Source organism: Streptomyces mutomycini, from assembly GCF_001700505.1.
In the GTDB taxonomy this organism is placed as follows: domain Bacteria; phylum Actinomycetota; class Actinomycetes; order Streptomycetales; family Streptomycetaceae; genus Streptomyces; species Streptomyces mutomycini.
Genome location: NZ_MAPV01000015.1, coordinates 15,985 through 42,420, shown reverse-complemented (window position 1 = coordinate 42,420; position 26,436 = coordinate 15,985). Strand labels below are relative to the sequence as shown.

General features: G+C 70.6%; 19 protein-coding genes, 1 tRNA gene and 1 pseudogene. 13 read left to right on the top strand and 8 right to left on the bottom strand.

All coding sequences use genetic code 11. From position 1 onward, the window contains the following. A partial coding sequence (locus BFF76_RS02130) for a type I polyketide synthase (protein ID WP_141695559.1) occupies positions 1-4,699 on the bottom strand: 4,699 nt, incomplete at its 3' end. A gap of 471 nt (positions 4,700-5,170) precedes the next feature. Here BFF76_RS02130 and BFF76_RS02125 point away from each other — a divergent pair. From BFF76_RS02125 to BFF76_RS02105, 5 genes are all read left to right on the top strand, one after another. Beyond that, positions 5,171-6,676, top strand: a complete 1,506-nt coding sequence (locus BFF76_RS02125) for an NDP-hexose 2,3-dehydratase family protein (RefSeq protein WP_079122290.1) — start codon at positions 5,171-5,173, stop codon at positions 6,674-6,676. Beyond that, positions 6,673-7,698, top strand: a complete 1,026-nt coding sequence (locus BFF76_RS02120; RefSeq protein ID WP_065846921.1) for a Gfo/Idh/MocA family protein — start codon at positions 6,673-6,675, stop codon at positions 7,696-7,698. Before BFF76_RS02125 ends, BFF76_RS02120 begins: the two co-directional genes overlap by 4 nt. Then, on the top strand, positions 7,698-8,435 hold the full coding sequence (locus tag BFF76_RS02115) for an NAD-dependent epimerase/dehydratase family protein (RefSeq protein WP_065846919.1): 738 nt from the start codon (positions 7,698-7,700) through the stop codon (positions 8,433-8,435). Before BFF76_RS02120 ends, BFF76_RS02115 begins: the two co-directional genes overlap by 1 nt. Positions 8,436-8,493: 58 nt before the next feature. Beyond that, positions 8,494-9,747, top strand: coding sequence for a glycosyltransferase (locus tag BFF76_RS02110; RefSeq protein ID WP_051834794.1), 1,254 nt, complete (start codon positions 8,494-8,496; stop codon positions 9,745-9,747). 70 nt (positions 9,748-9,817) lie between these two features. Continuing rightward, positions 9,818-10,555 carry a thioesterase II family protein gene (locus BFF76_RS02105; RefSeq protein WP_031100761.1) on the top strand — a complete coding sequence of 246 codons (738 nt, stop codon included), beginning with the start codon at positions 9,818-9,820 and terminating at the stop codon, positions 10,553-10,555. Between the two features lie 817 nt (positions 10,556-11,372). Here BFF76_RS02105 and BFF76_RS02100 read toward each other — a convergent pair. Then, positions 11,373-12,314, bottom strand: coding sequence for a glycoside hydrolase family 6 protein (locus tag BFF76_RS02100; RefSeq protein WP_381824682.1), 942 nt, complete (start codon positions 12,312-12,314; stop codon positions 11,373-11,375). 232 nt (positions 12,315-12,546) lie between these two features. Here BFF76_RS02100 and BFF76_RS02095 point away from each other — a divergent pair, with 232 nt between their 5' ends. The 3 genes and pseudogenes from BFF76_RS02095 (at position 12,547) to BFF76_RS32620 (ending at position 13,856) form a co-directional block, all read left to right on the top strand. Further along, on the top strand, positions 12,547-13,560 hold the full coding sequence (locus BFF76_RS02095) for a LacI family DNA-binding transcriptional regulator (RefSeq protein ID WP_031100766.1): 1,014 nt from the start codon (positions 12,547-12,549) through the stop codon (positions 13,558-13,560). A 27-nt stretch (positions 13,561-13,587) separates the two neighbouring features. Then, positions 13,588-13,680, top strand: a pseudogene (locus tag BFF76_RS32050) (RICIN domain-containing protein); the annotation flags it as partial. Then, on the top strand, positions 13,677-13,856 hold the full coding sequence (locus BFF76_RS32620; RefSeq protein ID WP_141695558.1) for a hypothetical protein: 180 nt from the start codon (positions 13,677-13,679) through the stop codon (positions 13,854-13,856). The pseudogene BFF76_RS32050 and the gene BFF76_RS32620, both read left to right, overlap by 4 nt. 98 nt (positions 13,857-13,954) lie before the next feature. Here BFF76_RS32620 and BFF76_RS02090 read toward each other — a convergent pair. Together BFF76_RS02090 and BFF76_RS02085 are read right to left on the bottom strand one after the other, a co-directional pair. Then, positions 13,955-14,028: transfer RNA gene (locus tag BFF76_RS02090), tRNA-Pro, on the bottom strand. A 50-nt stretch (positions 14,029-14,078) separates the two neighbouring features. Next, positions 14,079-16,736: an ATP-binding protein gene (locus BFF76_RS02085; RefSeq protein WP_065846917.1), complete on the bottom strand. Its 2,658-nt coding sequence runs from the start codon at positions 16,734-16,736 to the stop codon at positions 14,079-14,081. A gap of 108 nt (positions 16,737-16,844) precedes the next feature. Between BFF76_RS02085 and BFF76_RS02080 the strand changes: the two genes are divergently transcribed. From BFF76_RS02080 to BFF76_RS02070, 3 genes are all read left to right on the top strand, one after another. Next, complete coding sequence (locus BFF76_RS02080; protein ID WP_079122289.1) at positions 16,845-17,441, top strand: DUF309 domain-containing protein; 597 nt, start codon at positions 16,845-16,847, stop codon at positions 17,439-17,441. A gap of 105 nt (positions 17,442-17,546) precedes the next feature. Next, positions 17,547-17,969, top strand: coding sequence for a DUF350 domain-containing protein (locus BFF76_RS02075; RefSeq protein ID WP_065846915.1), 423 nt, complete (start codon positions 17,547-17,549; stop codon positions 17,967-17,969). A gap of 43 nt (positions 17,970-18,012) precedes the next feature. Further along, complete coding sequence (locus BFF76_RS02070; RefSeq protein ID WP_381824685.1) at positions 18,013-18,393, top strand: hypothetical protein; 381 nt, start codon at positions 18,013-18,015, stop codon at positions 18,391-18,393. A gap of 18 nt (positions 18,394-18,411) precedes the next feature. On the opposite strand, the gene BFF76_RS02065 is transcribed toward BFF76_RS02070, so the two are convergent. Genes BFF76_RS02065 through BFF76_RS02055 form a run of 3 tightly spaced genes read right to left on the bottom strand, consistent with a single transcriptional unit; the run spans position 18,412 to position 22,531 of the window. After that, positions 18,412-19,683, bottom strand: a complete 1,272-nt coding sequence (locus tag BFF76_RS02065; RefSeq protein ID WP_065846911.1) for an FAD-dependent oxidoreductase — start codon at positions 19,681-19,683, stop codon at positions 18,412-18,414. Beyond that, positions 19,680-21,101, bottom strand: a complete 1,422-nt coding sequence (locus BFF76_RS02060) for an FAD-dependent oxidoreductase (RefSeq protein WP_065846909.1) — start codon at positions 21,099-21,101, stop codon at positions 19,680-19,682. Before BFF76_RS02060 ends, BFF76_RS02065 begins: the two co-directional genes overlap by 4 nt. After that, positions 21,098-22,531: an FGGY family carbohydrate kinase gene (locus BFF76_RS02055; protein ID WP_065846907.1), complete on the bottom strand. Its 1,434-nt coding sequence runs from the start codon at positions 22,529-22,531 to the stop codon at positions 21,098-21,100. Before BFF76_RS02055 ends, BFF76_RS02060 begins: the two co-directional genes overlap by 4 nt. A 375-nt stretch (positions 22,532-22,906) precedes the next feature. Between BFF76_RS02055 and BFF76_RS02050 the strand changes: the two genes are divergently transcribed. Together BFF76_RS02050 and BFF76_RS02045 are read left to right on the top strand one after the other, a co-directional pair. After that, positions 22,907-23,917, top strand: coding sequence for a hypothetical protein (locus BFF76_RS02050; RefSeq protein ID WP_065846906.1), 1,011 nt, complete (start codon positions 22,907-22,909; stop codon positions 23,915-23,917). 63 nt (positions 23,918-23,980) lie between these two features. Then, on the top strand, positions 23,981-25,510 hold the full coding sequence (locus BFF76_RS02045) for an amino acid permease (RefSeq protein WP_053929228.1): 1,530 nt from the start codon (positions 23,981-23,983) through the stop codon (positions 25,508-25,510). A gap of 21 nt (positions 25,511-25,531) precedes the next feature. Here the strand turns inward: BFF76_RS02045 and BFF76_RS02040 are convergent, their stop codons facing one another. Continuing rightward, on the bottom strand, positions 25,532-26,299 hold the full coding sequence (locus BFF76_RS02040) for a sulfite exporter TauE/SafE family protein (RefSeq protein ID WP_031100849.1): 768 nt from the start codon (positions 26,297-26,299) through the stop codon (positions 25,532-25,534). Positions 26,300-26,436 lie beyond the last annotated feature (137 nt).

Genomic DNA, 26,436 nt, shown 5'->3' with positions numbered 1-26,436 from the left:
ACACCCCAGACGAATCCAACAGCCCCACCGCCATACCCACCCACTGCGAACCCTGACCCGGGAACACGAACACCACGGCGCCCGGCTCGCCGGACACCTGGCCGCTGAACACATGGGCAGCGGATTCGCCCGTCTCCAGCGCGCCGAGTCCGGCCAGGAGCGTCTCGCGGTCCTCCGCCACCACGACGGCGCGGTGTTCCAGCGCAGACCTGGTGATGGCCAGGGCGCGTCCCAGCTCCTCGTCCGTCGCCCCGCTGTCGGCGGCGAACCGCCGCAGCCGTGCGGCCTGTGCGCGCAGTCCTGCCGCTGTGCGGCCCGAGACGATCCAGGGAAGCGGGCCGTCCTCGCGCAGCCGCGCGCCGGGCACGGGTGCCGCCGCGGAGGCCGCAGCGTCGACGGGTGCCTGCTCGACGATGACGTGGGCGTTGGTCCCGCTGATGCCGAACGAGGAGACACCGGCCCGCCGGACCGGGCTGGCCTCGGGCCAGGGGGTGCTCTCCGTGGCCAGGCGCACCGCTCCGGTGGACCAGTCCACCTCGGGCGTCGGTTCGTCGACGTGGAGCGTGGCCGGCACGAGGCCGTGCCGGATGGCCAGTACCGACTTGATGACGCCCGCGACACCCGCTGCGGCCTGCGTGTGGCCGATGTTGGACTTGAGCGAGCCGAGCAGCAGCGGCCGGTCTTCGGCCCTGTCCTGACCGTACGTCGCCAGCAGCGCATCCGCCTCGATGGGGTCGCCAAGTGCGGTTCCGGTGCCGTGGGCCTCCAGCATGTCCACGTCGGCGGAGCCGAGCCCGGCGCTGGCCCAGGCGTCCCTTACGACCTGCTGCTGGGAGAGCCCGTTGGGCGCGGTGAGGCCGTTGGACGCGCCGTCCTGGTTGATCGCGGAGCCACGTACGACCGCGAGCACACGGTGGCCGTTGCGGCGTGCGTCGGAGAGCCGCTCGACCAGCAGCATCCCGGCACCTTCCGAGAAGCCGGTCCCGTCGGCGGCGCCGGCGAAGGCCTTGCAGCGGCCGTCGAGCGCCAGCCCCTGCTGGCTGGTCATCTCGGTGAAGATGCCCGGTGTCGACAGCACGGTGGCGCCGCCTGCGAGGGCCAGCGAGCACTCGCCGCGCCGCAGAGACGCCACGGCCAGGTGGAGCGCCACCAGTGAGGACGAGCAGGCGGTGTCGACGGTGAGCGCGGGCCCGGTCAGTCCGAGCACGTATGCGATGCGGCCCGAGGCGACGCTGGTCGTCTTGCCGGTGAGCATCAGGCCGTCGAGCGTCTCCGGGGCCTCGTGCAGCCGGGGGCCGTACTCCTGGTCCATCGTGCCGACGAACACGCCGGTCCTGCTGCCGCGCAGAAGCTCCGGATCGATGCCGGCGCGCTCCAGCAGCTCCCACGAGGTTTCCAGCAGCAGCCGCTGCTGCGGGTCCATGGCCAGCGCTTCGCGCGGGGATATCCCGAAGAAGCGCGGGTCGAAGTCCGTGGCGCCGTCGACGAAGCCGCCGACTCCGGTGGAGACGCGGCCCCGGCCGTCCGGGCTCAGCAACCGTTCCAGGTCCCAGCCGCGGTCGTCGGGGTAGCTCGAGATCGCGTCCTGGCCCGTGGAAAGGAGCCGCCACAGGTCCTCGGGAGAACTCACCCCGCCGGGAAAGCGGCAGCTCATTGCCACGATGGCGATCGGATCTTCCGCGCAGTCCGCCGCACGGTCGCGGTCAGGCTCACGCACCGTGACGGCGGCAGGCCGCCGGTCTCCGGCACTGCCGCGTACGGACTCCAGGTGTCCTGCCAGCCGGGCCGGGGTGGGGTGCGAGAAGAGGGCGGCCGTGGTCAGCCGCTGGTCCAGCACGGTGTTCAGCCGACTGCGCAGATCACCGAGCATGATCGAGTCGAAGCCCAGGTCCTTGAACGAGCGCCGTACGTCGACCTCCTCCGCAGCGCCGTGCCCCAGCACGGCTGCCGTGTGGGCCCGCACCGCGTGCGAGACGTTCGGCGCCACGTCGTCCGCACCGCTGGTGTCACTGCTGTCGTACGTGCCGACTGCCGCCGACGTGGCGCCCCCGGCCTCGGGGTACGCGACCGCGCTGTCGAGCCAGTAGTGCTTGGTCTGGAAGGCGTAGGTCGGCAGCGCGACCCGGCGGACATCGATGCCGGCGAAGACCGCCGACCAGTCGGGCGTGCCGCCGTTGGCCCATAACTCGCCCAGCGAGGACAGGAACCGACGGCGGTCACCCTGATCACGGCGCAGGGTGCCGCCCGCGTACACCTCGATGCCCATCGCCTCACCGGTCTCCTCCACCGGAGACGTCAGCACCGGATGCGCGCTCACCTCCACGAACATGGTGTGACCGTCAGCAATGAGCCCGCGAACCGTCTCCTCGAAACGCACCGGCTGACGCAGATTGCGATACCAGTAATCCCCGTCCGCCACACCCTCCGCCAGCAACTCCGCAGTCACCGACGAATACATCGGCACGTCACCCGAACGCGGCACCACCGGAGCAGCCAGCTCCAACAGTGCGTCCCTCAGCAGCTCGACCTGCGGACTGTGCGACCCGTAATCCACCGGAATCCGGCGCGCACGCACCTCATCACGCTCGCACACCGCCATCAGCTCATCCAGCGCCACCGCCTCACCGGCCACCACCGTCGAACGCGGCCCGTTCACCGTCGCCACACTGACCCGACCCGACCACGGACCGATCAGCTCCGACGCGGCATCCTCCGCCAACGGCAACGACACCATGCCACCCCGACCGGCCAACTCCCGCCCGATCAACTGACTCCGCAACGCCACAACACGCGCCGCATCCTCCAGCGACAGCACCCCCGCCACCACCGCAGCCGCCAACTCACCCTGCGAATGCCCCACCACAGCAGCAGGCTGCACCCCGTGAGCACGCCACACCTGCGCGAGAGACACCATCACCGCCCACAGCAACGGCTGGACCACATCCACCCGTTCAAGGGACGGTGCACCCTCCCGCCCTGCCAGCACATCCTCCGGCACCCAGTCGATGTATGGCTCCAACGCGGTCACGCACTCACCGAACCGCCCCGCGAAAACCGGCGAGGAGACCAGCAGCCCGACAGCCATGCCCGCCCACTGCGCACCCTGCCCCGGGAACACGAACACCACGCCCGACGCACCCTCGCGCCGCACTCCGGAGACCACACCCTCAGCCGGCTCACCCGCCGCCACCGCCTCCAGAGCGGCCACCAACTCCTCACGATCCGACCCCAGCACCACCGCCCGGTGCTCCATCCCCGCCCGCGACGACACCAGCGAATGGCCGACATCCGCAAGCGAGACGTCCGACGACGTCACGAACTCCCGCAACCGCGCCGCCTGCCCACGCAACCCCGCAGCCGACCGGCCCGAAATCACCCACGGCACCACACCCCCCGCAGGCTCCGCCACGTGAATCTGTTCCTGCTCCACCACCGGGGCCCGCTTCACCACGGGAGCCTGCTCCACCACCACGTGCGCGTTCGTCCCGCCCAGGCCGAACGACGACACACCGGCCACCAGCGATATGTCCGGACGCGGCCAGGGCGAGCGCTCGGTCTGGACCTGGAGGTGCCAGTCAGACAGCGGGATGGCCGGGTTGGGTGTTTCGAAGTTGAGGCTGGCGGGGAGCTCCCCCGCCTCCAGGGAGAGCAGGACCTTGAGCAGGCCGACGATGCCAGCGGCGCCCTCCAGGTGGCCGACGTTCGTCTTGGCCGAGCCGACCTGCAAGGGTGCGTCCGCCGGGCGGACGGAGCCGAGCACGGTGGCGAGCGCCGCGGCCTCGATGGGGTCGCCGACAGCTGTGCCGGTGCCGTGGAGTTCGACGTACTGGATGTCCTCGGGGCGTACTCCCGCCGCGGTGTACGCCCGGCGGAGTACATCCTCCTGGGCCTGCTGGCTGGGGGTGGTGAGGCTGTCACCGCCGCCGTTGTTGACGGCGCTGCCGCGCAACACGCCGTGGATGTGGTCGCCATCCCGCAGCGCCTGCGCCAGGGGCTTGAGGAGGACGAAGCCGCCGCCCTCGCCCCGTACGTAGCCGTTGGCGCGGGCGTCGAAGGTGTAGCAGCGGCCGTCGGGGGAGAGCCCGCCGAACCGGGAGACGCTCAGGGTGCCGTCGAAGCTGAGGTTGAGGTTCACCCCGCCGGCGAGGGCGATCTCGCACTCTCCCGCGCGGAGGCTCTGGCATGCCATGTGGACGGCGACCAGGGAGGACGACTGGCCCGAATCGATGGTGAGGCTGGGGCCGTTCACACCGAGGAGGTAGGAGAGCCGGTTGGCGATCATGCTTCGCTGCAGACCGGCGAGAGTGTGGTGCGAGACCGCTTGCGAACTGCGCTGCCGGGTGAGGGTCGCGTAATCGTCGTTCATCGCGCCGACGAAGACGCCGGCGCGCAGGGCGGCCATGCGCTCGGAGGTGATGCCGCCGTTCTCCAGCAGTTCCCAGCCGAGTTCGAGCGCGAGGCGCTGCTGAGGATCCATGGCCGCTGCCTCGCGCGGCGAGATGCCGAAGAAGTCGGCGTCGAACTGATCGACCCGGTCGAGGAATCCGCCTCGTTCGCAGACCACCTCCACTTCTTCGGAGGAGCGCTGTTGCCACCGCCCCGAGGGCAGCGGGGTAATGGCGTCGACCCCGTCGCGCAGGAGTTCCCATAATCGCGCCGATGAGTCGGCCCGCGGCAGACGGCAGGAAAGACCGATCACAGCAATCTGATCGGCCTCATTATCGCGCCGCAGCGAACGAGAACTCCTGGACAAAGTGAACCCCAGCCAATCACAGCTATAGAGCAGCGGAGAAGCGCAACATCAATACTGCCATAGGCCATCAAACAGAGGCAATGTGACGTGGATCACGTCAAGCTGTTCAACTAGTCTTCCAGGTGCGGTCCCTGTCAGCACGGGGACGGCTGTTCGGGGCATGGAAACACCCGCAAAATTTGCGCTTTTTTCGCCCGCAGCGCGCCCTGGAAAGTGTTGACAGCTGAGCACCGGAGACGTAGGACTAGCAGGGCTCAGGAAGTGTATGCCCAGACACGATCCGGGCGATAGCAGGAGTTGGCAGTACCTGAAGGGGCGCCGCGCCGCAGCCGTCCCTACTGAATGCCTTCCTCCGCTAGTTACACACTGGTTACAATCCGCGCCAGGGGACAGCCAGGGAACAAGGAGCGACTACTGATGACGCACGCCCTGCCGGGCAGCGCCGATGCCTTAACCAAGCCGGAGACCCGCTCAGCAGCCGGAATAGCCCGCTCCATACGAGAAGCCGACCGGGCTGTCTCCAGCCTGCGGGAATTTCACGCATGGTTCGCCGCGTACGTCGAAAGAGAAAGTTCAGAGATACGCCGCATCCCGTTCAACAAGCTGAAAGGCTGGCGTTTCGAGGAGCCGCACGGAAACCTCGTCCACGAGAGCGGGAAATTCTTTTCGGTCCAGGGTCTACGGTTTCGGAACGCCTCCGGGGCGGTGCCCGAATGGGACCAGCCGATCATCAATCAACCCGAAGTCGGCGTACTGGGCATCCTGGTCAAGGAATTCGACGGCATACCGCATTGCCTGATGCAGGCAAAGATGGAGCCGGGCAATCACAACAAGGTACAGATATCGCCCACGGTGCAGGCGACCCGGAGTAACTACACCCGGGTGCACGGCGGCCGGCCGGTTCCCTATCTCGACTTCTTCCGGAACGCATCCCGGCACCAGGTGCTGGCCGATGTTCTCCAGTCGGAGCAAGGATCCTGGTTCTACCGGAAACGGAATCGAAACATCATTGTCGCTACATCCGATGACGTGGAGTTACTGGACGGCTTCTACTGGCTGTCCGTAGGACAGCTGCACGCCCTGCTGTCGGTGGACGACCTGGTGAACATGGACTCGCGCTCGGTCATGGCCTGCTTCCCGCTCACCTCCCCTTCGCCCTCCGGCCCGTGGGCCTTCGACGGTGCACCGGCCGCGCCCTGGCCGGTGGAGGACGCAAGCATCGGCTCCGCACTGGCCAGATCACTGGATCCCGGATACGGCGCACTGCACTCCCCTGGCTCCGTCCGCAACTGGTTCACAGGGGCGCGGGGCGGCTTCACGGGCGAAGCGCACCTGGTGGATCTCGGCAGCGTCCGCAACTGGCAGCGCTCCGAGGACCGCATCTCGCACGACCGTGGAGTGTTCTTCGACGTGATGGCAGTGGACGTCCGGACCGGCAGCCGCGAGGTCGCCAGCTGGACCCAGCCGATGATCGAGGCGCGCGGTCAGGGCGTCGCAGCCTTCCTCGTGCAGCGGATCGGCGGCGTACTGCACGTCCTGGTCCGGGTCGGCTCCGAACCCGGGTTCATGGACGCTGTCGAACTGGCGCCCACCGTGCAGTGCACTCCGGAGAACTACGCTGTTCTTCCGTCCGAGGCCGCTCCCCCGTTCCTGGACGAGGTGCTGCACGCCCCCGCCGACGCCGTCCACTTCGACACCGTGCTGTCCGAGGAGGGCGGTCGGTTCTTCCACACGCGCAGCCGCTATCTGATCGTCGAACTCCGCGCGGAGCGCGAGCTGGTGGAGCCGGACGACTTCCGTTGGCTGACCGTTCACCAGCTGTCGGACCTCGTGCAGCACAGCAACTACCTGAACATCCAGGCCAGGACCCTGCTCGCGTGCCTGCACAGCCTGCTGGGCCCAGCCGGAGGAGAATGCACTTGAGTACTTCCCCCTCACCCGGCCCCGTGCGGGTCGGCGTGCTCGGCGCGTCCTCGATCGCGGCGCGGCGCACCCTGCCCGCGCTGCGCGAGACACCGGACACCGTCATCACCGCCATCGCCAGCCGGGAGCAGGCGAAGGCCGAGTCCTTCGCATCCCGGTTCGACTGCGAGGCCGTGCACGGCTACGAGCGGCTGCTCGAACGGGACGACATCGACGCGGTCTACGTGTCCGTCCCCAACGCCCTGCACTCCTCCTGGGTACGATCCGCGCTCGAAGCGGGCAAGCACGTCCTGGCCGAGAAGCCCCTGACTACCTGCGCGGCGGACACCACCGCGCTGACCCGGCTCGCACGGGAGCGCGGCCTGGTGCTGCGCGAGAACCTCGCCTTCGTCCACCACGGGTTCCACCGGAGCGTGGCCGACCTGGTCGCGAAGGGGCGGATCGGTCAACTGCGGCACGTCGACGCGGCGTTCTGCTTCCCGCCGTTGCCCACGCAGGACGTCCGCTACCGGCCCGAGCTCGGCGGCGGCGCCCTGCTGGACGCGGGCATCTACCCGGTGCGCCTCGCCCAGTACTTCCTCGGCGACGACCTCACCGTCGCCGGGGCCGTACTGCGCCACGACCCGGCGTCGGACGTCGATGTCGCAGGCAGCGCGGTACTCGCGTCGACCACCGGGCAGATCGCCACGCTCAGCTTCGGCTTCCTCCACACCTACGGCTCCCGCTACACCCTGTGGGGCAGCGACGCGCGGCTTTCCGTGGACCGTGCCTTCACTCCGCCGCCGACCGCGGTGCCCCTGCTGCGCATCGAGGGGCAGAACCACGCCGAGGAGATCGTCCTGCCTGCCGAGCACCAGTTCGCCAACTCGGTGGCCGCGTTCGCCGCCGCCGTGCGGCAGACCGTCGCCGTGGGAGCCGACCGGGACCACGACAGCTGGGCCGCCACGACCGTACGAACCGCCGAACTGATCGACGGCATAGCGAAGTCGGCGATCCGCGTCACCGCCACGGAGGACATCTGATGGAGATCGTCGGTAACGGCTTCATCGCCCGAAATCTGGCCACCGTCGGTGAACGCCATCCACACGCCACGGTGCTGGCCGCCGGTGTCTCCAGCACCAGCGTCCTCGCCGAGGCCGAGTTCGCCCGCGAGGCCGCCCTGGTGGACGAGGTCACCCGCAGGTGCCGCGCCGACGGCCGCCTCGTGGTGTTCCTGTCCAGCGCGTCCCACGCCCTGTACGGCACCGGGGACACGACGATGGCCGAGGACGCCGAGCTGCTGCCGACCTCGCCGTACGGCAGGCAGAAGCTCCGGCTGGAACGCATCGTCGCCGAATCCGGCGCGCCCTGGCTCGTACTGCGGGTGAGTCACGCGATGGGCCGCTGGCAGCGCCCGCACCAGCTGCTTCCCGCGTTCGTACAGCAGGTGCGCAGCGGCAGCGTGCGGCTTTACCAGGGAGCGCACCGCGACCTGATCGACGCGGCCGACCTGACCCGGGCCGTCGACGCACTGCTCGAGAAGGGCGTCGACAACGAGGTGGTCAACGTCGCCTCCGGCAGGCCGCTGCCGGTCCAGGCGGTGATCCACGGTATCGAGGAGCGGCTGGGGGTCTCGGCACGGCACGAGATCGTCGACGGGCCCCTCTCCATGACCCGTGTGTCGGTCGAGAAGCTCTGCGGACTGCTGCCCGAGATGAAGTCCGTGACCGACGCCGACTACCTCGACCGCATGCTCGACCGCTACGTCCCCTACTACTGAAACACCGCAGCAACCGGGCGGCTCCCCCCCTCACTCGTCCCTTTCGTACGGAGGACTCATGCAGGTTGCACTCGTTGTTACAGGGTCACGGGGTGATGTCCAGCCCTTCATCGCACTGGGCACCACCCTGATGTCCCGGGGGCACTCGGTCCTTCTTGCCACCCACGGAGACTTCGAGAAGTTGGTGCGGGAGTCCGGTCTGGACTTCGCCGAACTGCCGGGCAGCCCCAAGGACTTCCTGGCACATCCGGCGCTCGCCGAGGCACTGCAGCAGGGTGCCTCGCTCTTCAAGGCGGCCCGCAAGGTGCCGCGTCACACGCAGGAGCACATCCGGCTGCTGGCCTCCCGCATCGAGGAGGTGTGCAAGGGCGCCGACCTGGTGGTCAACAGCGTCCTGAGCCGGATCCTGTTCGAGGACAACGGCAAGGCACCCTGGGCTTCGCTGACTTGGTGGCCGCTGAACCCGACGGGACAGTGGCCGGCCATGATGGCCCCGCAGTCCAGGCTCGGTCCGCTCTACAACCGGCTGACGCACCGGATGGCAGGGCTGCTGGACTGGATCTCCGTCCGGGGCTACCGCAAGGATGCGGACATGTCGACGCTGCCCTTCGGTGCGCCCTACCGCGAGCTGGGCCGCGACGTACCGCTGCTGTGCCCGGTCACCCGCGAGATGTTCACCGAGCCGTCCGACTGGCCCGCACTGTCGCGGTTCACCGGATACTGGTTCTGGGACCGCGAATGGAGCCCGTCGGCGGAGCTGGTGGACTTCGTGGAGTCGGGGGACGCCCCGGTGTCGCTGTCGTTCGGCAGCATCTGGCCGGTGCACCAGCCGGAGAAGACGCTGGAGAAGGTGCTCGGCGTGGTCCGCTCGCACGGCCGGCGGCTGGTGCTGGTGGGCGGTGGCCCGGAGAACGTGCCGGACGACGTGTTCCGTGTCGACGACGTGCATTACCCCTGGCTGTTCCCCCGCTCCTCGGTCGTCATCCATCACGGCGGCTGCAACACCACGGGTGAGGCCCTGCGTTCGGGTACTCCCCAGGTGGTCGTGCCGACGTTCGGCGACAGCCCGTTCTGGGCGGCTCAGGTCCAGCGGATGGGGGTGTCGCCGCAGCCCATTCCGTTCTCCAAGTTCACCGCCGAGCGCCTCGACGAGGCACTCGGCAGGGCACTGACCGACCAGGGCATGGCACGACGGGCGGCCAGTGTCGGAGAGGCCGTTCGCGCCGAGAAGGGCACCGAAGCGGCCGTCGACGTCCTGGAGGACTGGGTGGAGCGGTGGAACGACCGCCGGAAGGCATCCGACGTCGTATGACCGGGCGCTCAGGCGCGCTCCGCAGATCCGATTACCCGATCACCAGGGAGTCAGCACAACCATGCCCGAGATGACGGAACGCTCCGACAGTTCCATCCGGCGCTTCCACTCCTCCGAAGCGGGCGTCCGCCTCGTGTGCTTCCCGCATGCGGGCGGCGCCGCCAGCTACTTCTTCCAGGTCTCGCGGCAACTGTCGGCGGTGGCCGACGTGCTGGCGGTCCAATACCCGGGCCGGCAGGAGCGGCGCAAGGATCCGTTCGTCTCCAGTGTCACCGAACTGGCCGACGTACTGGTGGCGGAGCTGCGCCAGTGGGCCGACCGGCCGTTGGCCCTGTTCGGCCACAGCATGGGTGCGCTGGTGGCCTACGAGGTCGCCCGCAGGCTGGAGCAGGAGGGCGTCAAGCCGGTCGCCCTCTTCGCCTCCGGGCGCTCCGCACCCTCACTCTCGCGTGACGAGGGCGTCCACCTGCGCAGCGACGAGGGGCTGCTCGACAAGGTACGGGAACTGGGCGGCACCGCGGGCACCCTGCTGGAGGACCCGGACGTGGTGGACATGCTCCTGCCCGCCATCCGCAACGACTACCGGGCGGTGGAGACCTACCGCCACACCCAGGGTCCGCCGCTGGCCTGCCCGCTGGTGGTGTTCACCGGCGACGCGGACCCGCAGGTCACCCCGGCGGGTGCGCAGGCCTGGGACGCCTTCTCCACCGGCGGCTTCGAGCTGAACACGTACTCCGGCGGGCACTTCTTTCTCGATGCGCACGCCGCTCACGTGCTGGGGAGGATCCGCTCCCGGCTGGACGGCTGAGCGCCTGCCGTACGGTTCGTTCTTGCTTCGGGCGGGCGTCATGACGAAGCTCCTGGCCCACGGTGTCGTGGACCAGGAGCTTCGCGCGTGGGACGGCCGCCCCGTCAGGACGCGGGGTGTTCCCGTGCATTCACTCCCTGACGTGCTCGGGCTGGTTCCGAATGGCGGGGAGCATGATGTTCCGGCTGCTGCCGGGTGCTGGGGTTCGTCCAGCAGTCCTCTCCGCACAGCTCAGCGCGCTCCGCGCTCCCTGCCGAGCCCGATCGTCATGACCCGTTGACGCCGGTCAAGAAAGCTGGTCCCCAGCGGCTTCCAGAAACGATCAAGGGCCGGTTTCGGATTTCTCCGAAACCGGCCCTGATCTGCGACTCCAACTGGTCCCCCTGGGGCGTGTCCGTGACACGTACGCCCAAGGGTCGCCGCCGGGTCAAGAGGCCTGCTCGCAGGCCCCGTCACGGCATGAGACCTGGCAGCCTTGCGCTGAGCTCGCAGACGGTGTCCTGCCATTGCCAGGAACGACTGCTGCACCACTGCTCCTCACAGACCGGTGCCAGGCCGCCAGTTCGCCCGAGTGGGTAATCACCGTGGAGGTGCCTCCGACGGTGGCAGGAACAAAGACCTCGACAATCATCATTCTTGCTGCTCAGAGGCGCTTTCTACTCCCCTGCCCGTCTGCCGGACAGCCCGCTTCACGAAATCGCGGGGCCAGGCTCTCCAAGAGGGGGTCACGTCGGCCCCTCTCCGGTGAGATGGTCGGGGGAGTGCCCGCCCCGCCGGCGGTTTGCGGTCGCCCGTGCGGGCGGCGGGACTCCCCGGATCAGTAGCCGTAGATCATCTTGTAGGCGACCTCGGGGAGGAACTGGCCGGCCGTGGAGCCGGATCCGACACCGCAATTGCCGTCGGACTCGCCCGGAGTCTTGATCCACAGGAGCATCTCGGCGCCTCCACCCGTCTGGGTGGGCGTGCCGATGCGGCGGCCGGAGGGGTTGCACCACTCGCCGTTGGAGCCGTTGCCGTTGCGGCTGGTGTCCACGACGAACGGCTTGGTGTAGCCGTAGCGAGCGGCCAGTTCATTGTTGACGGCGTTGCCGTAGGCGGTGTTCTCGGCGGTGGTTATGTAGTTGGAGACGTTGAGCGAGAAGCCGTGGGCCTGTCGGAGGCCGGCTTCGTGGAGACGCCGGGCCATGGTCGCCGCGTCGGCCCAGCGCGGGTTGCCGGCATCCATGTAGACCCAGGTGTTGGGAGCTTGGCGGTTGAACTCGACGAGGGCGTTGGTGAGCATGGCCTCGCGTTCGTCGATCTGGGCCTGGGTCATGCAGCCGTAGTCTCCGAGAGAGTCCGGTTCGAGGATGACGACGGCCGGGCGGGCCGCGATACCTCCGGCGAACCGAGCGATCCAGTCGGCGTACGCGGACGGCGAAGCGGCTCCACCGGCGGAGTGCCCGCCGCAGTAGTCACGGTTGTAGATGTTGTAGGCGACGAGGATGGGCAGCTTGTCCCGGCCGTCCGCCGCTCCGGCGTAGGCGCCTGCCGCGGTGCCGATGGCGCCGCTCCAGGAGCCGAACCAGCGGGCCATGGGTGTGTTGGCGATGGAGGCGTTGATCGCGGCGGCCCGGCCGTCGCCGGGGTTGGCGGCCGCCCACCGGCTCGCGCTCGATTCGGGATCCGCGTAGAACCCGTTGGTCATGGTGGTGGGGTCGGCGGCGTGGGCGGAGGGTGCGGCGGCGAACGCCAGCGGCAGAGCACAGAGCGCTGCCATCAGGGTGCGGAGTTTGCGGCTCAAGACAGTACCTCGATTTCAGAGGACGTGCGCTTTGGGAGCGCTCCCACTGGAAGCGGTCCCAATCGTCCGGGTGGGCGGTTGGGCTGTCAATACTCGGCACAGCATTCGATTCTCACCGAGGGACTAGGCCCCCTGTAGGCCACTGCACCGGAAGCGGTCCCAATATGTGCGTCCCTGAGCCTCCCCGCCTGTGAAAGACTCACGAGTCATGGCAGAAGCAGCGCCGCGTCGGCATCCGACGCTCGACGAGGTGGCCGAACACGCCGGCGTTTCCCGCTCAGTGGCCTCCCGTGCCCTCAACAACGCACCGCACGTGAGCCGCGCAAAACGCGAGGCCGTCGAACGGGCCGTGCGGCAACTCGGTTACGCACGCAATTCGACCGCCCGCGCGCTGGCCACCCGCCAGACGGGAGCGGCCGCCCTGGTCATCTCGGGGGAGGATCCGTCGATCTTCGCCGATCCGTTCTTCGCCCGGGTGATCGTGGGAGCGTCGGCCGCCCTGGACTCGGCGGACCTGCATCTGATGCTGTGCCTGGCCGCGTCCGACCGGGGCCGCAAACGGGTCGAGGAGCTCCTGCGGTCCAGGGGCGCGGACGGTGTGATGCTGATGGCGCTGCGCGAGGACGATCCGCTGACCCGGATGGCCGACGAGGCGCAGATGCCCGTCGTGTTCGGCGGGCGCCCCGTCGGTTCGGCTCCCCGGTGGTACGTGGACGTGGACAACGTCGGCGGAGCGCGTGAGGCGACCGAGCATCTGGTCTCACTCGGCCGAAGGCGCGTGGCCGTGATCTGCGGGCGTCTGGACACCGAGGCCGGGCGCGCCCGGTACCGCGGCTACCGGGACGCCATGCTGGGCGCCGGTCTCGATCCGTTCCCGCCGACGGAGGGGGACTTCACGGAGCGCAGCGGGGCCGCAGCCATGGCCGCGCTGCTGGCGGAACACCCCGACGTGGACGGAGTGTTCGCCGCCAACGACAACATGGCGGCGGGAGCGCTGCGCATCGTGCGGGAGACCGGCCGACGGGTCCCCGCCGACGTCGCCGTGGTCGGCTTCGACGACCTGGCGGTCGCCCAGGTCGCCGATCCGCCGCTCACCACCGTCCATCAGCCTGTAGAGGCTCTCGGGCGGGAGATGGCGCGCATGCTCGTCGCGCTCGTCAACGGGCAGGACCCCACTCCCCTGGTTCTCCCCACCCGCCTGACCGTCCGGGCCAGCGCCTGACCTCTCACTGCCCGGGGCTGGATGCCCCTCGACGCCAGCGGGTCCGGCACCGCCAATGGAACCCCGCTGGTGCTGTGGACCTGTAACGGCCAGGCCAACCAGAAGTGGACGCGCGCGTGAGCGACACGGCACTGCGTCACGTCCAGAGCGGCAACACCCCGGCCACGGCCTCCCGCACGGCTGCCGCATTCGCCGGCACGGCCGCCCCCGGCTGCGGCCGGACCCCGGACTCGGCCCACTTCAGCGCGCTGCGCGCACCGCGCTCGCTACCGAGCCCTCTTGCCAGGACCCGCTGACCCGGTCAAGGACGCTGGTCCCCAACTGGTCCCCAAAAATGATCAAGGGCCGGTTTCGGATTTCTCCGAAACCGGCCCTGATCTGCGACTCTTACGAGTCGGGACGACAGGATTTGAACCTGCGACCCCTTGACCCCCAGTCAAGTGCGCTACCAAGCTGCGCTACGTCCCGATGCGTTTCCTCCCGGTGCTCCCGGGCGGCTGCGCAGGACAAACATTACCTCACTCGGAGGACCGGATCGACGCGCGTACCTGCTGGGCGCGGGTCGCGAGCCCTTCCGCGCCGCATGCGGTGGCGAGCTTCTCGGCACGGGCGACCTCCCGCTCGGAGCGGATCGCGATGCCGTACTCGAAACGGGCCAGGGCGTGCTCGTACGCGGACGAGGACGTTTCGAGGTGGCGTACGGACTCGGCCAGCAGGAGCGTGGCCTCCTCAGCCGGCACGAAGAGGGCCAGGCAGCGCAGAGCCTCACCGATCGCGGTGTCCGTGCCGAAGCGTTCCGCATGGACACGCGCCCTGGTCGCCAGCTGGGCGGACCGGACCGGGTCGGTGTCGGCCAGCGCGCGGGCGAGATCCCCGGCCCAGGGAGCCCAGACCCCGTTGAAGCGGCCCCGCGGCTCCAGCGCTGCTCCCGCCGACTCCAGCTCGGCCACGGCCTCCTCCGTGCGCCCTTCGGCCAGCAGCAGTCGTCCGCGTACGCACGGGGCGTCCGGCAGGACCATCGCGCTGGGGTACGGCGGGCCGAAGTCGTACCGGTCGGCGACCAGCCGGGCCTCCGCCGTCCGGCCGCGGGCGAGCAGGGTGTCGACGAGGAGACAGGTGGCGTCCCAGTGGACGGGCAGTCCGCTGCCGGCCCGGTCGGCGAGGCGCAGCCCTTCGCGCAGGAAGCCCTCGGCCTCGGCGAGACGGCCGCGCCGTCGGTGCACGAGACCCAGGAGGGTGTGCGCGAACGCGAGGTGCGCGCCGCTCCAGCCGGAGATCTCGAAGGCCCGCACGGCCTCGCCGAAGAGCGCTTCGGCCCGGTCGAGCTGGTCGGTGAACGCGTAGGTGATACCCACCATCGCTGGGAGCTCGAAGCCCCATTCGGAGTCCGTCCAGCCGAGCCCGCGAGCGGGCCTGCCGTCGACGAGCGCGCGTTCGCAGAAGTCCACGACGAGTTGTGCGTTCTCGCCACGGAGCATGGCGTCGAAGGCTCTCAGGGTGAGCAGGGCGCGCTCGGCGTTGTCGCGGCCCCTGAGGTGGTCCGCGTTGCGCGCCAGACGGGCCGACCGCCCAGGGCCGTCGTCCTCGGCGGCCTGCATTCCCTCCCACAGGAAGTGCGCGGCCTGGAGACGCATCAGGCCGGGGCCCGGAGCGGTTCGCGCCGCCTCGGCCGCCAGTGAGAGCGCCGCGTCCTTCAGCTGGTTGTTGTGGGACAGGGCGGAGGCGAGCCGGAATGTGGCGTCGATCCGGAGTGCCCCGTCGAGCCCGGGCGTGTCGAGCGCTGCGCGCAGGTGCTGCACCGTGGTGGCCGGCGAGGAGAGCAGGGTGGCACAGCCGAGCTCGTACAGCAGCGCCGCGCGGTCGCCGGGGCGCGGCGGCTCGTCCATGGCGCGTTCGAGGCAGCGTCTGGCTGCCTCGGGGGCGCCGACCGCGAGGTGCTGCCGGGCTGCTTCGCGGAGCTGCGCGACCAGCTCCTGATCGTCGTCCGGGTGGACTTCGAGCAGATGGCGGGAGGCCGCCGCGGCACCGAGTCCGGCCTGGGTGATCGCCCAGGCGGCCCGTCCGTGCATGGCGGTGCGGGTCGCCGGCGGGATGGAGCGGTAGACGGCGCTGGCGATGAGCGGGTGGACGAATTCCAGCGGGTCGAAGCCGCTGACGATACGGGCGTCGCGCAGCCGCGCCGTGCAGTCCGCGGCCTCGGCCGAGCTCATTCCGGCCAGGGTGGCGGCGAGTTCCTGGGAGATCTCGGTGCCGAGCACGGCCGCCGCCCACGCGAAGCGGTTCGCGTTGGTGCCGAGGCGTTCGAGGCGGGCGACGAGTCCGCTGCCACGGGCCGACGCGCCGAGCTCGCGCAGGAGCCCGGCGGACTCCTCGACGGGGGCCAGCTCGCGGTCCTGCGCCTTGGCGACGAGCTCGACGGCCTCGTACGGATTGCCTCCGGTGACGGCCCAGACTTCGCGGCAGAACGGATCGTCCGCGTGGTCCCCCAGGCCGGCGCGGACCAGGTCGGCCGTGGCATCGGGGGTGAGCGCGCGCAACGCCACCCGGGTCAGTGCCGGGTGGCCCTCGGTGCCGCCGCTCCGAGGGGTGCGGGCGATGGCCCAGTCGGCGTCCCGGTCGGCGAACTCCTGGGGGCGGTGCGCCTGGAGGACCAGCACGGGCAGCTCCGACAGCCGCGCGGTGAAGCCTGAGAGCCAGGCCAGGGACTCACCGTCCGCCCAGTGCGCGTCGTCCACTATGAGGAGCAGCGGCCGGTGGCTGAGGCGGGAAGCGAGCCGGGACACGACGAAGTCGAGGCCGTCCCTGACACCTTGCGGGTCGGGCTGCGGGCCGCTGGGATCGGCGAGGCCCAGAGCGGGCGCTGCGATCTCGAACCAGTCGCCGAACAGGGCGCGGGTCTCGTCGGCGGGGAACCGGTCGAGCGCGGGCTGGAGCAGTTGACGTACGACGTGGAAGGGCACCGAGGTGACCGTCTCGCCGCCGCGTGCGGACCAGATGGTGCACCGGTCGGCGGCCATGGCCTGGATCTCGCCGAGCAGCGCGGTCTTGCCGATGCCGGCTTCGCCGCTGAAGACCAGCAGCCCGCCGACTGCTTGACCACCGCAGAGGGCGTCCAACGCCTTCGCGGCGGCGGCGAGTTCCGGTTCGCGCTCGTACAACGGCCGGGACGGCTTCATGCCCTCCCCTTCCCAGGATGGTTGCGGAGAGCACCGAGCCTAGTCGCGCGCGGGTGCCCAGGGACAGGGTTCCCGTGGTTCTTCGCAGGTGCGGGGCACAATCGCCGGGTGGACGAATCTCGCAGGGACCGCGATGAGGAAGGGCGGGCGCGCAATGCGCGCCCCCGGGACGGGCTGGGGCGCCCCCTGCCGTACGGGACTCCGGGGGTGGAGCGGCAGCCCGAAGGGGTGGTCCGTTCCCCCGACGACACGGTGCGCGAGGCCCAGCGGCTGCTGGACGCGGGCATGCCCTTCCATGCCCACGAGGTGTTCGAGGACGCCTGGAAGTCGGGGCCGGACGCGGAGCGCGATCTGTGGCGGGGCCTCGCGCAGATGTCGGTGGGGCTCACGCACGCTGCCCGGGGCAACACGGCAGGCGGGGCACGGCTGTTGCGGCGGGGCTCCGCCGTCGTCGAGGGATTCCGTACGTCGGATCCGCACGGCATCGGTGTGGACGCGTTGGTCAACTGGGCGCGGGAGCTGGCCGGCCGCCTGGACTCCGCGGCCCCCGCGGGCGCGCGGAGGGATACCGGGGACCCGTCACACGACGGACGGGACGCGGCCCATGACACCGGGGGCCCGCGACGCGAGGCCCCGGGCGCTCCGGTCGTGGACGCGGCCGCGGAGGCACCCCGCTTGCGGCAGGGGGACCGGGACGCGGAGTGAGTAGCTGAATGCGATAGGTTTTGCTCCCTCTTGACGGCGTGTCGATCACGCCCGTCACATTCATGTTCCATTCTTCGACCACTCGCTCTGGAGACGGACGCCCCGATGACCGACATCATCAACGGCCTCGGCCGTGCCACCGCATACGGGGCCCTCGGCGTCGTACTGCTCGTTCTCGGCATATTTCTGATCGACGCCCTGACACCGGGCAAGCTCGGCCGCCAGATATGGGAGGAGCGCAACCGCAACGCGGCGTTGGTCCTGAGTTCGGCCCTGCTGGGCATCGGCGGCATCGTGTTCACGTCGATCTGGACGACGTACGAGGACTTCGGCAAGGGGCTGGCCTCGACAGCCGCGTTCGGGCTGCTCGGCCTGATCATGATGGCCGTGGCCTTCCTCGTCGTGGACCTGGTCACGCCCGGAAAGCTGGGTGCCACCCTGGTGGAGCGGGAGCCGCACCCGGCGGTGTGGGTGACGGCTGCCTGCAACCTGGCAGTCTCGGCCATCGTGGCGGCGTCGATCGCCTGATTCCGCCCCTCCGGTCACGGGCGTGATCCCCCGTCCCGCGAACATCCCGGTGCGCAGCCCATTACGATCCGGCGTCATGAGCACTTCTGACCAGGACCGGGACCAGCAGCAGGACCACGAGGCGGGCGAGAGCCCTGCGGAGATTTCCGGGGCCGCCGCGCAGGAGCAGAGACTCACTCCACGTCAGGCGCGGCGGCTGCGGATCTTCCTCTCCTCGGCGGGAATGGCGGCGACGGCCGTCGTCCTGGCCCTGCGGATAGCGAGCCGTTCCTCGGTCCTGGTCGTCGGGGTCTACGGGCTCGCGCTCATCCTCTGCGGTGTGGTGATCGAGCTCAGCAGGAACGGCAGGACCCGGCTCGGCAGCTGGCTGCTGGGGGCCGGGCTGGTGGCGGCCGTCGGCGCGGACTGGCTGCTGATTCCCTGAGCCGCTCCCGCCCGCCCGTCACAGCACGGTGATCCGCACGGCTGCGCCGTCCGGGTCGACCCGGTCCACCCAGTCGGCCCCCAGGGTCAGCGGTCTGCCGGGGCCGGCGGTCAGCAGCTGCCGCTCCCGGTGGAGTTCGCGCCCGTCCTGCGAGACGAGGAGCAGCGGCCGGGGCAGCCGCCACGCGGTGCACAGTACGAAGCGGCCCCCGTGCGGGCGTTCCCCGTCCGGCCCCGTCATGTTGGGGGCGATCCACCGCAGGGGCGCGTCGACGACCAGAGGCCGTCCGCCTCCCGCGGGGTGATCGGTTCCGGCGAGGCGGTGCAGTACGGGTACCGCCACGGCCCGGCCCTCCCCCGCCGCGAACCCCGCGCGCTCGACGGCGTGCAGCAGGTTCCCGGCGGCGAAGACACCGGGCCGCGAGGTCCGGTACGCGGCGTCGTAGGCGGGCCCCCGGGTGCCCGGGTCGAGAACGAGCCCGCCGCGCCTTGCCAGTTCGTGGTCGGGGACGAAGTCGCCGGTCAGGACGACGGTGTCGCAGCGCAGTGTGGTGGCACGGCCGTCGTCGTGGCGCAGCTCCACCCCGGACAGCCGGGTCCTGCCGGTGAGTCCTGTGACGGTGGCCCCGGTGAGCAGAGGGGTGCGCGGGCTCCGCAGCCGGAACGGCGGGGACGGCCGGCCGGTGACCATGGCCACGATCTCGACTCCGGCGGCGCGCAGGGTGGCCGCGGCGGCGTGACCGACGGGCTCGTCACCGACGACGACCGCCCTGGTTCCGATCCGCTGGCCGTACAGATGAACGGCCTGCTGGAGTTCGCCGGTGGTGTAGACGCCGGGCGGCCGGGTACCGGGGATCAGCCGTGCGCTGCGCGGCCGTTCGCGGGCGCCGGTCGCGAGGACGACGGCGCGGGCGGTGATCCTCTCGAGTCCGGCCGGCCCGCTGGTCTCGACGGTGCGGGGTCCCGCCCAGCCGGTGACGGTGACTCCGGTGCGCAGGGCCGCTCCCGCGTCCAGGGCGGCGGCCACGCTCCGCCGGGCGTAGACGGGCCCGCTCGTCCCCTTCCGTGCGTACGCGGACCCCGCCGCCGATGCCCAGGCGTACGCGGACCGGTCCAGGCGTCCGCCGAATCCGCCGTGGTGGCAGTGGCGGGGAATCCCGCCGGCCTCCCGCTCGCGTTCCAGGATCTCCACCCGGCCCGCTCTCGCGGCGGCGAGTTCGGCTCCGGCCGCGAGACCAGCGGGCCCCCCGCCGACGATCAGGACGTCGACCTCGCGTGCGTTCCTGGTCATGGCCGTGCCTCCTCGAACAGGGCGCGTACGGCGGCGCCGCAGTAGAAACCCTGGCACCGGCCGCCCCGGGCACGGGTACGGCGCCGCAGACCGTCCAGGGAGTTCGGCGGGATCGTCGAGGCGAGAGCGTCCCGGATCTCGCCGAGGGTGACCTGCTCGCAGTGGCAGACGAGCGTGCCGTACGCCGGATCCCCGGCGATCAGGCGGGCGCTCAGGTAGGGCCGGGGGGAGGCGTCTCCGAGGCCGGGCATCGTCAGCGGCGGGAGGGGGTGGGGCTCGCCGTGGTCCAGGCCGGTCGCCGCGAGGAGTTCCATGACGTGGCGGCCGATCGCCATGGACGCGGTGAGGCCGGTGGAGCGGATGCCGCCGACGGCGACATACCGGAGGGCGGGGTACTCCTGGATGCGGTAGTCCTCCTGTCCGGTGGCGGCGCGCAGGCCCGCGTAGACGGCGGTGACCTCCTCGTCGAGGAGCCCGGGCACGATCCGGCGGCCCTTCTCGCGGAGCAGGTGCAGGCCTTCGGCGGTGGACCCGGTGGCGGTCTTGTCGTCGAGCTCCTCGGCGGTGGGGCCGAGGAGGACGTTGCCGAACACGGTCGGTGCGATCAGTACGCCCTTGCCGGCCGGGCCGGGCACGGGGAGGAGGATGTGGCCGACGAGGTCGCGGGCGAGCTTGTCGAAGACGATGAGCTGCCCGCGGCGCGGGGTCACGGTGAACACGTCGTGGCCGAGAAGCCGGTCGATCTCGTCGGCGTACAGCCCGGCGGCGTTGACCAGGTAGCGGGTGCGCAGCGGGCCGCGCGAGGTGGTGAGCGTATGGCCCCCGGCGTCGCTGCGGACGTCCCGCAGCCGGCAGTTCAGGTGCAGGTGGACGCCCGCCCGGACCGCCTGGGTCGCGAAGGCGAGCGGGGTGGTCCAGGGGCAGATGATGCTCTCGTCGGGTACGTCGAGCGCGCCGAGCGCGCCGGGTCCCAGATGCGGTTCGCGGGCCCGCAGCTCGTCGGCGTCGATGATGCGGGACGCGTGGTAGCCGTTGCGTACGGCCTTGTCGCGCAGCAGGGGCAGGGCTGCGAGCTGGTCCTCGTCCCAGGCCACGAGGAGGGCGCCGACCCGCTCGACCGGGATGCCGGTGTCCGCGGCGTAGTCGGCGAGCAGGTCCCGCCCTTCGCGTACGAGGCGGGCTTCCAGCGATCCGGGTACGGCGTCGAAGCCCGTGTGCAGGATCGCGGTGTTGGCCTTCGACGTGCCGTTGCCGATGTCGTCCGCTGCGTCGATCAGGGCGGTGCGCAGTTGGTAGCGGGACAGCTCCCGGGCGATGGCCGCTCCCACGACGCCCGCGCCGATGACGGTGACGTCGTACGTGTGCTCCGCGCCCTTCTCCGGAGGCAGGGGGCCGGACGTGGTGAGGGTGACGGTCACGCGCGCTCCCGCAGGCCGTCCACCGCCGCACGGAATCCCGCGAGGCGCTCCGACGCCTCCTCGGGCCCGATCCGCGGTTCGTACACGGCGGAGGGCCGCCACTCGGGTGTCGCACTGCTCGGCGGCAGCCGGGGGTCCAGCCCGAGCCGTGCCACCACTCCGGCTCCGAGCGCGGTCACATCGGGCAGCGCCGAGACCTCGACCGGACGTTGCAGCAGGTCCGCCTGGGTCTGCATGAGCAGCGAGGAGCGGGTCAGGCCGCCGTCGACCCGCAGTGCGGTCAGCGGGGAGCCGAGGTCGGACGCGGCGGCGTCGGCCAGGGCGACGACCTGCGCGGCGATGCCCTCGCAGAGGGCCCTGACCAGGTGGCCGGCGGTCGTGTCGAGGCCGAGGCCGGTCAGGGAGCCGCGCAGGTCGCTGCGCCACCAGGGTGCGGCGAGGCCGGCGAGCGCGGGGACGAAGGTGACTCCGCCGGTGTCGCTGACCGAGGCGCCCACCGGATCGAGGTCCGCTGCGCCGGAGATGACACCGAGGTCGGTCAGCCAGCGCACGGCCGAGGCAGCCGTGTAGACCTGGCCGTCGAGACAGTAGTCCGTCCGCCCGCCGAGGCGCCAGGCGACACAGCTGACCAGGCCGCTGGAGCCGGTGCTGGGCCTGCGGCCGGTCTGGGCGAGGAGGAACGCCCCGGTGCCGTACGTGCATTTGGCCTGGCCGGGTTCCAGGGCGTTCTGCGCCAGCAGGGCGGCCTGCTGGTCGACGAGGAGGCCGGTCAGGGGGACCTCAGCGCCGAACGCGGTGGTGGTGCCCACCGGTCCGGCGCAGTCGACGACGTCGGGGAGCCGCTCGTCGGACAGGCCGAAGACCTCCAGGGCGGCCGGCGACCAGTCGACGTCGCGGAGTCCGAGCAGCTGGGTGCGCCCAGCGGTGGCGGCATCGGTGACGAAGGCTCCGGTCAGCTGGTGGACCAGCCAGGAGTCGCTGGTGGTCACGACACCCTCCCGGGTCAGCTCACGGCGTATCCACGCCATCTTCGGGGCGGCGAAGTACGGATCGAGCGGCAGCCCGGTGAGCCGCTTCAGCTCGTCCCCGTGTGCGGTGAGCTCGCCGCAGATGCCTTCCGCGCGCCGGTCCTGCCAGACGACGGCGTCGGTGAGCGGCCGGCCGGTCGCGGGATCCCAGGCCAGCACCGTCTCGCCCTGGTTGGCCAGACCGACGGCCGCCACGGGCTCGGCCGCGTCCGCGAGCGCCTGGCGGCCGGCGTCGAGGACCGATCCGATCAGCTCGGCGGGATCGGCCTCCACGAGGCCACCGGCGCCGTACCTCGGGCGCACGGGCGCTGAACCGGAACCGATCACCCCACGCTCGGGACAGATCACCAGCGCCTTGGTCCCGGACGTCCCCTGGTCGATGGCGAGTACCGGCTCTGTCAATCGACGCTCCAGCCGTGCGGACCGCCCGGACCCGGGCGGAATCGTGATCATCTGGTCCTTGGGCCCCACAGTCGTGCAGACCACGCCTTGCGTCAACCCTCGCCGGAACATCCTGTCCGGCGCCTCGGCGAGAGATCAACGTCCGGTGTATGTGGCCGACTTGAGTAAGATCCGCAGAGTCGCCGAAAGGCGGGCGTGCGGGGCTCTACACTCACCGCCGGGTGAACAACCGGATGATGACCACCGGCAGTTCATCACCGAACGGCCCAACCCCCCACGCTCCATGAGGATTCATGACCAGAAGAACCGTCGCCGTGCCGCCGCGCCCGGCCTGCCGCCCTGCTCCCACCGCGCGTTCAGGGTCGGGGCGCACACATGGCTACCGGTGATTTCCGGCCGGTCTACCACCCCGCAGGACACGATCAGGCGTTGCGGATCGCGTTACAGGATCTGCGTACCGGCCGCTGGCTGGCCATGCGGGATCTGCTGGAGGGCACACCGGACTGGACGCTGTGGACCCAGCGGACCCAGGTCCTCGCGGCCGTGGCTGCGGGCTCCGACACGGTGCACACCTGGCTCGCCGAGGAGCCGCGGAGTGTGGCGGCGACGGTGATGCTGGCCCGGGTGACCGTGGAGCGGGCCGTCCGCGCCCACCGGGAGAAGCATCCGAGAGCGCAGGAGCTGTGGCAGGAGGCGTGGGAGGGGTGCCGCTCCGCCGCGCACGCCTCGCCCGCCGACCCGGTGCCCTGGGTCTGCCTGCTCGCGCTCTCCCAGCTCGACGAGGGGCAGCGCCTGGAGGAGCACCGGCTGCTGCCTCCGGGCCCGATGCTGTTTCCCGGGCCGTGGGGGCTGCTGGCGGAGGCGGACAAGCGTGATCCGTTCAATCGCGAGGCCTATCACCGGATGTTGCAGTTCGTCTACGCGAGGCAGGCGAACGGCACGCTCTCCGAGGCGGTCAACTTCGTACAGTGGGCGGCCTCTTCGGCTCCTGAGGGCTCGCCGCTCCATGTGCTGCCGCTCTATGTCCGGGTGGAGCGCTACCGCCGCGAAAACGGCAACGAGCGGGCGCTGGACCTGCACTGGGTCACCGAGGACGGCGAGCGGGATGCCCGGCGCGCCCTGGAGATCTGGTTCGCGGCCGCCGACCCGGCCGCCCGGCCGCTGCTCGATCTCAACCATCTGGCCCACGCGCTGTGGGGTTCGCTCCGGTTCGCGGACGCCGCACCGGTGTTCCGGGCCATGGGCCCGTACTACACGTCGGTGCCCTGGGCCCACCGCACGCGCACCCCGCAGGATCCGGCCGGTGCCGAGGACGTGTTCCTCCGGGCCCGGAGCCGCTGCCTGACCGCCGAGCAGGAGCCGCGGAGAGAACCCCCGCACGGCTGACCGGCCGGCACCCGCCCCACGTACTTTTCCCGTCCCCCCATCCCACACCCGGAGGTCATCCCCATGTCCATATCCGCCTCGGCCCCGTCGAGCACGGAGCCCGCACCGCAGAGGGACGAAGAGCAGCGGCTGCGCGAACTCGGCTACCAGCCGGTGCTGGCCCGTCGCATGGGCGGCTTCGGGAACTTCGCGATCAGCTTCTCCGTCATCTCGATCCTCTCCGGCTGCATGACGCTGTACGGCTTCGGCATGTCGACCGGTGGCCCGGCCGTGATGCTCTGGGGCTGGGCCGGTGTCGGCCTGTTCGTGCTCTGTGTGGGCATGGCCCTGGCCGAGGTCACGAGCGCGTACCCGACGTCGGGGGCCCTCTACTACATGGCGGACCGGCTCGGTGGCCGCAAATGGGGCTGGTACACCGGGTGGCTGAACCTGCTCGGTCTGCTGGGCGCGATCGCCGGCATCGACTACGGGGCGGCGCTGTTCACGGGCGCCCTGCTGAATCTGCAGTGGGGGTTCGATCCCACCCCCGGTTCCACGATGCTGATCTTCCTGTGCATCCTCCTGCTGCACGCGGTGCTGAACCTCTTCGGCGTGCGCCTGGTCAGTGTGCTCAACTCCATCAGTGTCTGGTGGCATCTGGGCGGTGTGGCCGTGATCGTGACGGTGCTGGCCATCGTGCCCTCCAACCACCAGTCGCCGTCCTTCGTCTTCACGGAGTTCGTCAACGGAACCGGCTGGGAGAACCCGATCTACGTGGCGGCGATCGGTCTGCTCCTGGCGCAGTACACCTTCTGCGGTTACGACGCCTCCGCGCACCTGTCCGAGGAGACGTCCAACGCGTCGGTGACGGCGGCCAAGGGCATCGTCCGGGCGATCTGGGTCTCGTGGATCGCCGGTTTCGTCCTGCTGGCCGGACTGACCTTCGCCATCCAGGACTACGCGGGCGCCCAGAACAGCGCCACCGGGGTCCCGCCCGCCCAGATCCTGATCGACGCGCTGGGCACGGCGGGCGCCACCGCCATGCTGCTGATCGTGATCGCGGCCCAGCTGTTCTGCGGCAACGCCGAGGTCGCCGCCGCCAGCCGGATGGTGTTCGCCTTCAGCCGTGACAACGCGCTGCCGGGCTCCGCGCTGTGGCGCAAGGTGAGCGCACGCACCCAGACCCCGGTGCCCGCCGTGTGGCTGTCGGTCGGTGTCGCCGCGCTGCTGGCGGTTCCGTCGCTGTACTCCGCGACCGCGTACGGGGCCGTCACCGCGATCAACGTCATCGGAATCACGCCCGCTTACGCCATCCCGATCTACCTGAAGCTGCGAGCCGGTGACCGGTTCGAGCGCGGCCCCTGGCACCTCGGCCGCTGGTCGAAGCCGATCGGCTGGATCGCCGTGGTGTGGGTCGCCCTGGTGAGCGTGCTGTTCCTGCTGCCTCAGTCCTCGCCCGTGACCATCGACTCGATGAACTACGCGTCGATCGCCCTGGTCGCCGTGCTGGTCCTGGCCACGGTGTGGTGGTTCGTAGCGCGCCGTTCGTACAGCACTCCGGCCGCGTACGGCAACGCGCGTGAGCAGGCGGAGATCGCCGAGGGCATCGTCTGACAGCCCCTCCCCGGACGGTCTTCAGCTCAGCAGCAGCTGGAGGCCGCCCAGGACGGTGGCTCCGATCACGATCCGGTCGAAGAGCCTCTGGTCGATCCGGCCGACGCAGACCCGGCCGAGGTACGCACCCGGGATGACGAACAGCACCAGGGCGGCGTCCAGCAGCAGCGACCGCGCGTCGATGAGACCGAGTCCCACGCTGAAGGGCACCTTCGAGGTGTTGACGATCAGGAAGAACCACGCCGACGTCCCCAGGAAGCCCAGCTTCCGGAAGCCCGCCGACAGCAGATAGAGCGACATCACGGGGCCGCCCGCGTTGGCGACCATGGTGGTGAATCCGCCGAGCACCCCGTACGAGCGTGCCTTGAGTCGCCCTCCGCGCGTCGGACGGTCCTCGTCCTGTTGTTCGGACGCCGGCTCGGGCCGGGCACGACGGCGCCAGACCGTGACGCCCGCCATGAAGAGCAGGATCGCGCCGATCGAGGTGCGTACGGCGGCGTCGTCGGCCCACACCATGAAGACCGTACCCGCCACCACGCCCGCGGCGACGGCGGGAAAGAGCCGCAGCAGGGTCGGCCAGTGGGCGTGACGGCGGTAGACGAGCACGGCGAGGATGTCGCCCGCGATCAGGATCGGGAGCAGCACCCCGGTCGATTCGCGGGCCGGGAGGACGGCAGCGAAGACCGCGAGGCTGATCGTGTTGGCACCGCTGACCGCCGTCTTGGAGAAGCCGACGAGGGTGGATGCCGCCGCGAGCGCGGCCAGTTGCCAGAGTGTGATGGTGTCCATACCGGATCAGATGGTAGACACAACTTCCTTTCGGCGGATGAACGTCCGTCCTGTGACCGCGGGGAGCGAGGGCGTCTCGCTATGCTGCGATCGCTCACGGAAACGTTCAAACGAACACCGCACGGCGGTAGGCAAGG